The 6,198-nt window shown below is 69.5% G+C and carries 6 protein-coding genes; 1 reads left to right on the forward strand and 5 read right to left on the reverse strand.

Features of this window, described 5'->3' with window-relative positions:
- Window positions 1-251: 251 nt before the first annotated feature.
- From B8460_RS04840 to B8460_RS04855, 4 genes are all read right to left on the reverse strand, one after another.
- The gene (locus B8460_RS04840) at window positions 252-1,562 is read right to left on the reverse strand and encodes a metallophosphoesterase family protein (protein ID WP_048860449.1); all 1,311 of its coding nucleotides are present in this window, start codon (window positions 1,560-1,562) and stop codon (window positions 252-254) included.
- Window positions 1,563-1,648: 86 nt separating this feature from the next.
- Window positions 1,649-3,703, reverse strand: coding sequence for a phospholipase C (locus B8460_RS04845; protein ID WP_048860450.1), 2,055 nt, complete (start codon window positions 3,701-3,703; stop codon window positions 1,649-1,651).
- Window positions 3,704-3,839: 136 nt separating this feature from the next.
- Window positions 3,840-4,823, reverse strand: coding sequence for a type 2 periplasmic-binding domain-containing protein (locus B8460_RS04850; protein WP_158322713.1), 984 nt, complete (start codon window positions 4,821-4,823; stop codon window positions 3,840-3,842).
- A 65-nt stretch (window positions 4,824-4,888) separates the two neighbouring features.
- Complete coding sequence (locus B8460_RS04855) at window positions 4,889-5,416, reverse strand: lytic transglycosylase domain-containing protein (RefSeq protein ID WP_084623241.1); 528 nt, start codon at window positions 5,414-5,416, stop codon at window positions 4,889-4,891.
- Between the two features lie 50 nt (window positions 5,417-5,466).
- Between B8460_RS04855 and gspG the strand changes: the two genes are divergently transcribed.
- Window positions 5,467-5,934 (forward strand): type II secretion system major pseudopilin GspG, encoded by a 468-nt coding sequence (gspG, locus tag B8460_RS04860; protein ID WP_084623242.1) that lies wholly within the window; start codon window positions 5,467-5,469, stop codon window positions 5,932-5,934.
- A gap of 19 nt (window positions 5,935-5,953) precedes the next feature.
- Here the strand turns inward: gspG and B8460_RS21630 are convergent.
- On the reverse strand, window positions 5,954-6,198 hold a 245-nt coding region (locus tag B8460_RS21630), incomplete at its 5' end, for a hypothetical protein (RefSeq protein WP_048860452.1).

A 6,198-nucleotide genomic window follows, 5' to 3' on the forward strand; every position in this document is an offset into this window, starting at 1 on the left:
GGGCGGGCGTCACCATCGACAGCGCCGCCAGGCACAGGGCGCCGAGAAAGCCGTGCCGCCATCCGCCGGACGGCACGGGGCGCGGCGTCGCGGAGACCCGGCCGGCATGCTGGCGGAAACACGGCATCGGTCTCACTCCGGTCAGGGCGTGCAGCTTGGATGGACGGCGCCGCGCGGGCGGCCGTCCATCCCGGCACTATGCGCCGCCCCGCCGGCCTTTGTCAGCTTGGGCCGCCGCCCGCCCCTGCATCCTATTGCGTGCAGGCAAGGCGGCGGTCGTCGAGGTCGATCGCGCAATGCGCCAGCACCGCGCCGTTCAGGTCATAGATCGTGCCGCGATAGCCGACCCCGGTCGCGTCGAGCACCGCGAACCCGAAATCCGCGAGGTCGGCCGTGCTCACCGTGGTCGCGGTGGTAGACGGGCTCGCCTGATAGGTCGCGTGCTGCTGGTCCGTCGGCACGCCGTCGGGATCGAGCGCGGTGCCGCTGATGCCCACGACGAGCTGCGGCGCATATGCCTTCGACGTGAGCTGCACGGCCTGATAGTTGTGGATGTGGCCGGACAGCAGCAGCTTGATCGGCTGCGGCACGCCGTCGCTGAACACGTTCTGCTCGTCGTTGTCGCCGCCCGACACGATGCCGGTGTCGCTGACGCCGATCAGGCCATAGGTCGGCTTGTGCGTGACATAGATCACGTTGCCCGACAGCGTCGACAGGATCTGCGACAGCTCGCTCTTGTACGTGCTGATCACCGTCGGGCTGGTGGACCCCGTCGTGTCGTTGGCGAAGCTGCTGTCGAACATCAGCAGCGTGGTCGGTCCCATCTTCACGGTGTACGGCGGCTCGAAATCATAGGTCGAGCCCTTGGTGCAGGTGACGGCGGCGGGGTTGTACGGAAACGGGTCCAGCAGGTGGTACCAGCCGTTCTGCCCGCGTCCGCAGCTTTCGTGGTTGCCCCGCGTCTGCGCGATCGGCGCGCTGGCGATCAGCGCGGCGGCCGGGCCGAACCAGTCGGCGTTCCAGCTTCCCCAGTTGTCGCCGTAGGGGCTGCCGGTGCAGTCCACGCCGGCCCCCTGCGGGCACGGCGACTCGCGATAGAAGTAGTCGCCGACATGCACGATCGCGTCGGGCGCGAAGTTGGCGACGAAATAGGCGATGCGCTGCAGCGGGAAGGCAACGGGATCGTTGCACGCCTGTGCCGCCGTCCCCTTGATGCGGCAGCCGGTGTCGCCGATCACCACGATGCGGCGCGGATGCGCGAGCGGCATCCGCAGCGGCACGCCGCCGATCATCGCCTGATGACCGCCGATCGGCACCGACGCCTCGCATTCCAGGATCGGAAAATCGCTGTCCGGCACGAAGCGCTCGCGCAGATGCACCGCACGGCCGTCGACCGACGCGGTCGGACAGATCGACCCGCTGCCGGTGTTCGACGTGATGGCGCGCAGGAGAACGGTGTCGCCGGGCGCATACTGCACCCACTGGTCCAGCACCTGCGCCCGGGCGGGCGTGCCGTGAGCCGCGAGCGCCAGCGCCACGGCTGCGAACGGGAGGAAACGCATCGTTAACGTTCCGTTTCAATATGGGGCGAAAGGGAGACGGCCGGCCACAAAGGGACCGGCCGTCGTGGCTGCGCCGGGCAGGCGGATCAGCCCGCGTTCGGCGTCGGATCGGTCAGCGGCCGCGGGTTGAAGTGCGGCGGCAGCGTCGTGGTGATGCCGAAATGCTGGTCTTCCGGCACCACGCCGATCGCCTGGCAACCGTTGTTGCCATAGGGCGGCACGGTGTTGACGACGTTGTCCGGCGTCTGGGCGTAGCTCGCCGGCAGCGGCGGCGCGAGGCCGAGCAGGCGGGCCGGGCTGAAGCCGGCGGTCAGGTCGGAGATGTCAGGCACGCCCGCATCCTCGGGGCCGAGATAGGGCTGGTCAGGCAGGCCATAGAGGAACTGGAACGCGGTCGCGCCGATGATGCGCGCCGAGCCCTCGTCCGGCAGGTCGGCCAGCGCCGGCAGCTTGAAGATCTCGTCGATCAGCTTGATGACGGAGTTGTGGTCGCCGTTCTCCTTCACGATCGCATGCGCGCGGGCATACGGCGAGATCAGGGTGAACGGGATGCGCGGGCCATGGCCGAGCGGCAGGCCGCTGGGATCATACTTGATGATCGGCGGCGCGACATGGTCGTAGTCGCCTTCCGACTCGTCATAGGTGATGATGATCGCGCTGTCCTTCCAGTACGGGCTGCGCGCGATGGCGTTGACCTCGCGGGCGATCAGCGCCTCGGACAGATGCGCGTCCGAATAGCCCGGGTGGTCGTCGTCACCCTGGAAGTTCGCCTGCACCGCCGTGTCCGGGTCGGCCGGCTTCAGATGCGCCTGGTTGGTGAAGCCGCCGCGCACGTAGAACACGCCATGATCCGGCAGGGCGTGGAACTGCATGTCCGCGAAGAAGTCGTTCAGCCCGTGCAGGCTGGCGCTCATCTGCGGGTTGTCGGAGATGTAGCCGAAGAACTGCGGCCCGTTGTGGTGGGTCACATAGGCGGCGTGCGTCGCGGTGCCGGCCGGATCGGTCGGCTCGTGGTCATAGCCTTCCTCGTACCAGCCCCACGGCGTGTAGAGGCCGTTGTTGGTCATGATCGCCTCGATGTCGGCCTGCACGTCCGCGAGGTTGGTGGACGGGCTCTTGTCCTGCATCGCGATGTCGAACAGCTGACCGCCCGACAGCGTCAGCGCGAGGCTGGCGAAGGTCAGGTTGACCTGCGGCTTCGACGTCGGGCTCTGCGACGGCTGGCCGGACGGGGCGCCGCAGGGCGGGCCGCCCGGCGTGTTGGAGCCGGTCACGTTGCTGTCGCAGGCGCTGGCCGACGTATCGAGCTGCGAGCCCCAGATCGGGTCGTTATCGGTCACGACCGGCACGCCGGTGGTCGGGCTTTCGCCGTTATCCACCGCCGCGACGGCCGGGTGCTTGACCCACTGCGTCTCGCCGGTCTGGCCGGCGAACATCGCGATGGCGTTCGGCGACGAGGGGCCGATCGTGGTCTGATAGATGTGGTCGAACAGCGTGAAGCGGTTGGCGTAGTTCCAGTAGAACGGGATGGTGTCGCAATCCTCGTACGCCATCGTCAGCTCGCCCATCTGCTGGGCCTGCTGTGTCACCTGACCACCGGCGGGAGTGTATTTCTGCTCCTCCACCAGGGCGTACTGGTCCATCGCCGCGTTGCCGTTGGCGTCGACGTCCATCTTCTGCGCCATGCGGACATGGCTGTGATCGACGTCGTCGGTGTCGGCGGCATAGATCGGCGCCTGCGGCCCGATGCGGTACGGCGTGATGTTGATCGGCTGCTGCGTCGTGTACTCGATCACCTGCTGCGTGAAGCCCGGCAGGCTGTCGGTGTTCACGCGCTTACCGTTATCGGCGAACAGGCCGTCGGCGCCGGGGAACGTGCCGTAATAGCTGTCGAAGGAGCGGTTCTCCTGGAACAGCACGAAGACGTATTTCACCTTCTTGCGCAGCAGCGCGATCACCTGCGCGCGCGACAGCGTCGGCTCGCTCGCCGGCTGGATCACGTACGGCGCAACGGTGGAGTTGGGCCGCGGCTGGATCACGACCGTCTGGCCGGACGCGGACTGGGCAAAGGCCGTGACCGGCTGGACGACCGACCACGCGGCGAACAGAGCGGTACACGCAAGCAGACTGGCGCGCCTCATGCGGCACTTCCTTCCCTGGGAGAATTAACCTGGGATTACCTTTTGCACATGTGGCCAAGCTTCAGGATGATGTTGCCGTTGCAGTCGGATGACGTTGCCGGATCGCATCACTTCGTCGCCCCGCCGCCCCGTCCCGTCATTCGGCATAGGGCGCGACCAGCAGACCGCCCTCGTCCTGGACCCGGTTCGGACCGGGCGGCAGGTCGAGCGGCGAGTCCGCTCCCACCGTCCGGCGCAGGATCGCGTCATAGGAGCCGACGGTCGCCAGCACCCGCGCCTGCCATCCGGCATCGAGTCCCAGCTCCCGCGCCACCAGGTCGAGCTGATCGAGCCGCCCGTCCCGCAGGTCACCGCCGCGATGGCCGGCGCGCAGCAGCGTGTCGACCACCCACGCGACGCCCGCCGCCCAGGCGCCGTCGTCGGTGCGGGTGAACACATAGACGGGCACCAGCGACAGGCTCTCCGGCAGGATGCGCAGCGCCGTGCCCATGCGCCGGGCATCGACGCGCATCCCGGCGAGGCGCAGCACGTCGTCGGCCATCGCGTCGCACCGCCCGGCGGTGAAGGCGTCGATCATCTCCTCCTGCTCCTCGAACGGGAAGAAGGTGAAGCTCAGATGCCGCTCGGCGAACCAGGCATGCAGGGCGCGCTCCGACCCGGTGCCGGGTTCGGCGCAGATGTGGTGGCCGCGCAGCTCCTCCACGTGCTGGATCGGGCTGTCCGCCCGCACCGCCACCCGCTGCGCCCGCAGGAACACCGGCGCCCCCTGCAGCAGGAGGTTCTGCAGGTGGTTGGCGATCACGTCCTCCATCGTCAGGAAGAACACGGCATCGAGGCCGCGGCGCACCACCGGCCCCTGCGTGCCCTCGCGCAGCGACCGGAAATGGATCGGCGCGGCCGGGCCGATCACCGCGGCGGCGATGGCGCGGCACACCTCCACCTCCAGCCCGTACAGGCGATGCTCGGTGATGTCGGGAAAATCGAGACCGGGGGCGAGCGTCCCGGCGCAGGGCAGCACCCCGGCGGTGCGCACGCGCGCAAGCGTGCCGTCCGCCCGCGCGGGGACCGGAGACAGCGCCGCCGGCAGCAGCACGAGCCAGCACAGAAGCATCATCGTCACGCCACGTCGCACGTCGGACCTCGACCGTTCCTGGGACAGCCGGTGCCGGTAGCCCGCCGCCGGTGTCAGCGGTGTGACAGGCGCGAGACGGTTCGATGACGCACCCCGGCCGTGCGCTGCGCGACGAGCCGGACGCGCGGCACCGCCGGGGAGGGCGGCGCCGCCGTCGCCGGCATCTCCCCGGCGGGCCGCGGCGCGATGAACAGCCGGGTCGCGGCGCCGATGACACGCAGCCGGTACGACTCGCCATAGGCCGGCGTGTGCGAATGGTAATATCCGACGGCGCGCAGCAGGTCGCCATGCGCCTCGTTCAGATAGGTCCGCATGATCAGCCCGGCGGCGGCGATGTTGAAACAGGGCTGATCGATCAGCCGCCGCCGCGTGTCGTCCGGCGCCAGACGCGCGACGCGCGCCAGGGCGGGCACCCAGCGGCTGTTGATCTGCATCACGCCGTAATCGTCGGAGCCATCGGTGTTGGCGTGGACCAACCCCGCGCGCCCCCCCTCCACCGCCTGGATCGACGGCAGCACGCGCGGCGGCAGCGCATAGACGCGGGCGACCAGCAGCATGCAGGCGAGATAGGGGATTGCCATTACCGCCGCTCCGGTGCCAAGCACCCGCGCAACGACGGGAGGCGGCGACGATGGCAACCCACACGACCGATGGCCCCGAACTCGTCCCCCCGGCCGGACGGCGGGCGGCGGCGCAGGCCGGGTTCACCCTGCTGGAAATCCTGGTCGTGATCGCCATCCTCGGCCTGCTGATCGGCCTCGTGGCGCCGGCGGCACTGCGCCAGCTCAGCGGCGCGCGCACCTCCGTCGCCCGGCAGTCGATCGAGCGGCTGGGCGGCATCCTCGACATGTACAAGCTCGATACCGGCAGCTATCCGACCTCCGAGCAGGGGCTGGCAGCGCTGGTGACCAAGCCCGGCGACGTCACCGGCTGGAACGGCCCGTACGTGCGTGGCACCGGCGTGCCCACCGATGCCTGGAACCATCCTTACGTCTACCGGTTCCCGTCGACGCGCACCGGGCACGAATACGATCTCTGCTCCCTCGGCCCGACCGGCAAGGCGTCGAGCGATTCGGACATGATCTGCAACACCAACTGATCCGGACCGGCGCCCCGGCTCAGGCATCGGGCGCGTCCCATGCCACGATATGCCAGCGCTTGCCCGTGGTCGTGTAGGTCAGCTCCACCACCGCCCGCCGGGTGAAGCGGGCGCCGCCGGGGGCGGTGGCGGTCGCGGTGATCGCGGTCACCATCTGATCGCCCGCGGCGGTCGCCGGCGGCGGCGCTCCGCCCAGCGCCCCGCCACCCTGCGCCGCGCCGATGCCGGTCTGCGCCGACTGCCCGGTCGCGAGGTTGTCGGGAT

Origin of the sequence: Acidisphaera rubrifaciens HS-AP3 (assembly GCF_000964365.1) — a bacterium.
GTDB classification, from domain to species: Bacteria; Pseudomonadota; Alphaproteobacteria; order Acetobacterales; family Acetobacteraceae; genus Acidisphaera; species Acidisphaera rubrifaciens.

What these genes read in the sequence shown, in the direction of transcription:
- B8460_RS04840 (WP_048860449.1), bottom strand. Translation starts at nt 1,562, where the DNA reads ATGCGTTTCCTCCCGTTCGCAGCCGTGGCGCTGGCGCTCGCGGCTCAC.
- B8460_RS04845 (WP_048860450.1), bottom strand. Translation starts at nt 3,703, where the DNA reads ATGAGGCGCGCCAGTCTGCTTGCGTGTACCGCTCTGTTCGCCGCGTGG.
- B8460_RS04855 (WP_084623241.1), bottom strand. Translation starts at nt 5,416, where the DNA reads ATGGCAATCCCCTATCTCGCCTGCATGCTGCTGGTCGCCCGCGTCTAT.
- gspG (WP_084623242.1), top strand. Translation starts at nt 5,467, where the DNA reads ATGGCAACCCACACGACCGATGGCCCCGAACTCGTCCCCCCGGCCGGA.